Source organism: Candidatus Pelagibacter communis, assembly GCF_001179945.1.
Lineage (GTDB): Bacteria > Pseudomonadota > Alphaproteobacteria > Pelagibacterales > Pelagibacteraceae > Pelagilacustribacter > Pelagilacustribacter ubique_A.
The window spans coordinates 1-3,051 of sequence record NZ_CVSG01000093.1 but is presented as its reverse complement, the minus strand read 5'-3'; the positions used below and the strand labels follow the sequence as shown (position 1 = coordinate 3,051).

Annotated in this window: 5 protein-coding genes; all 5 read left to right on the top strand. The window is 28.5% G+C overall.

Annotated elements, in window-relative coordinates:
- The coding region (gene hspQ / locus AMN78_RS03915) for a heat shock protein HspQ (RefSeq protein ID WP_075534271.1) at positions 1 to 314 on the top strand (314 nt) is incomplete at its 5' end.
- Between the two features lie 174 nt (positions 315 to 488).
- A complete protein-coding gene (gene ccmC, locus AMN78_RS03910) occupies positions 489 to 1,196 on the top strand; it encodes a heme ABC transporter permease CcmC (protein WP_075534270.1) in 708 nt (235 codons plus the stop codon).
- Positions 1,193 to 1,426 carry a heme exporter protein CcmD gene (gene ccmD, locus AMN78_RS03905; protein ID WP_075534269.1) on the top strand — a complete coding sequence of 78 codons (234 nt, stop codon included), beginning with the start codon at positions 1,193 to 1,195 and terminating at the stop codon, positions 1,424 to 1,426. The genes ccmC and ccmD overlap by 4 nt, the downstream gene beginning before the upstream one ends.
- A gap of 8 nt (positions 1,427 to 1,434) precedes the next feature.
- A complete protein-coding gene (gene ccmE, locus AMN78_RS03900) occupies positions 1,435 to 1,863 on the top strand; it encodes a cytochrome c maturation protein CcmE (protein ID WP_075534268.1) in 429 nt (142 codons plus the stop codon).
- Positions 1,853 to 3,051 (top strand): heme lyase CcmF/NrfE family subunit (locus tag AMN78_RS03895; protein ID WP_143323168.1); only part of this gene is annotated, 1,199 nt, incomplete at its 3' end. The genes ccmE and AMN78_RS03895, both read left to right, overlap by 11 nt.

Here is a 3,051-nt window from a genome sequence, read left to right as displayed (position 1 = left end):
GTAACAATGCAAAGTTTTCTATAGGAGAAATAGTCAAGCATCGTCATTTTGATTTTAGAGGAGTAATTTACGATGTGGATTTTGAATTTAATAATTCTGAGGAATGGTATCAATCAATACCTAAAGAAGTTCGCCCAAGAAAAGACCAGCCATTTTATCATTTATTAGCTGAGAGCAATGACGTAACTTACGAGGCTTATGTTTCAGAGCAGAATTTATTAATCGATAATTCAAAAGAGCCTGTGAAGCATCCACTTATAGAGGAAATTTTTTCGGGCAAAAAAGGCTCAAGTTACTTTAAAATATCTAATTAATTATTTCCCGCCATAAATAAAACAACATTTATTCAAATCTGGAACACAGAGATTACGTACATTCTTCGTGTTTTAGCTCAATTGAGAATAAACTTCTTATATTACTCCCTCCAATTCTCAATTGGGCTTATAATAGATCTTCACAAAAAAAAATTATTATAGTAGTTAAAACAAATGTTTAATTTTTTTTATAATAGTAATATTTTTATTTGGATAGAAAAATTAATAAATTTTATAAATTCTATCTTCTTTGTTTTGCTTTTGGTTGCTCTTTCGTTTGCTTTAATATTTTCTCCTCCAGATTATTTACAAGGAGATAGTGTAAGAATAATGTATGTGCATGTTCCCGCTGCCTGGATAGGTCTGGCTTCTTTTACGGTTATTGCTTTTCTATCGATAATAAATTTTATTTTCAAAATTAAAAATTTGACATTAATAGCAAAGAGTATAGCTCCGATAGGATTATTGTTCACTTGTATCGCTATTGTCACAGGATCTATTTGGGGCCAACCTACTTGGGGAACTTTCTGGGCTTGGGATGCAAGGATAACTTCAATGGTTATTCTGGCGATTTTCTATTTACTTTTTATTCTTACACATAAATATTTTTTGGAAGAAAGCAAAGCTAATAATGTTTCAAGTTTAATAGCTATTGTTGGCTTGATTAATATACCAATAGTCAAATATTCGGTAGAATGGTGGGCAACTCTTCACCAACCAGCTAGTATTAAAATTAGTGGAACAAGTTCAATACACTCATCAATGTTAATGCCTCTATTACTAATGTTTTTTGTATTGATTTTGTATTGTGCGTTAATTTTTCTAATGAAATATAAGACAGAAATCATTAGAATTAAGAAAAAAAATTTAAAAAGAATATGATAAATAATTTAATGTCAATGGGCGGTTACGGAATTTTTGTTTGGTCGTCGTTTGTGATTACTTTTTTAGTTTGTGGAGTTTTTTACTACAAAACTCGCAAGACTTTGAAAAAGTATGAAAAAGAATTTGCAAAAGAGATTGAAAATTTATCTGCTGAGCAGAAAAAAATTGTTTTAGAAAATTCTAAAATTGCTTCAAAAATTTTATCAACTTATAATAAAACAATTTAAAGCATTTAATGCTTCCAAAAAAAGTAAAAAAAAGAGCCTCTCTTTTAGCAATTTTTCTTTTAGCTTCTATACTAGGTGTTTTTCTAATTTTAAATACCTTGAATAAAAATATTTTATATTTTAATTCACCTACAGATATAAAAATAAGTCAGGACTTAAATTATAATAAAAAGATAAGAATAGGGGGTATGGTTAAAAAAAATACTTTAGAAATTAATAATCAAGAAATAAAATTTATTATTACAGATTTCAAAAATGAAATTAGCGTAAGCTTTAAAGGAACAATCCCAAATTTATTTGCCGAAGGCAAAGGTGTGGTGGCCGAGGGAATGTTGAAAGATAAAAGATTTTTTGAAGCCGATAGAATTTTAGCCAAACATGATGAAAATTATATGCCTCCAGAATTAAAGAATATTTTAAGTGACAATGTTAAGTAATACTGGAAACTTTTTACTATCTCTAAATATCTTATTAAGTGCTTTAATTATTTATTACTCTTACAATAATCTAAAAACAGCAGATAATTTAATTTCTAAAAAAATATTTAAAGCTAGCATACTACAAAGTACGTCGATTTTAACATGCTTCTTTACTCTTGTGTCTGCATTTTTAGTCTCTGATTTTTCATTAATCACTGTTTACCAAAACTCTCACACGCTTAAGCCAATTTTTTATAAAATTTCAGGAACTTGGGGAAATCATGAAGGGAGCTTGTTGTTATGGGTAATAATTTTAACATTATTCTCTTTTTTATTTTTAATTTACAATAAAAATCATCCGAAAAATTATAGACTTTATACTTTAATAATACAAAATTTTCTCATCTTAGGTTTTTTATTTTTTATATTATTTAATTCAAATCCATTCAGTTTTATTAGCCCTCCACCAAGTGAAGGATTAGGATTAAATCCAATTTTACAGGATCCTGCTTTGGCAATACATCCACCTTTGCTTTATGTAGGATTTGTAGGATCTTCAATTTATTTCTCAGCCGCTATAGCATCAATGATTACAAATTATTCTGATAAATCATTTGCAAGGTCTATTAAAAGCTGGGTTTTAATTTCTTGGACCTTTCAAACTCTTGGAATCTTAGTCGGTTCTATTTGGGCTTATTATGAATTAGGCTGGGGCGGCTTTTGGTTTTGGGATCCAGTAGAAAATGCTTCGCTCCTACCATGGTTCGCAATGACAGCTCTTTTACATTCTTTATTAGTTTTAGAGAAAAGAAATGTATTATATTTTTGGTCTATCATACTTTGCTTACTAACTTTTGTTTTAAGTGTTACGGGAACCTTTTTAGTAAGATCTGGAATACTTAATTCAGTTCATACTTTTGCTAATGATCCAACAAGAGGTATTTACATCTTAGTTTTCTTAAGCCTAATGATTTTAGCATCTGTTTACATTTTATTTTCAAAATATAAACCAGCGAGAATTGAAATAAATTTAAATAGTAAGGAAACTTTTGTTTTAGTAAATAATTGGTTTATGATGTTTTACCTTATTACAGTATTGCTTGGAACCCTATACCCAATATTTACAGATGCAATTTCAAATAACAAAATTTCAGTTGGTCCTCCTTTTTACAATTCAGTAATTATACCAGTTGTTATTGTATTTTT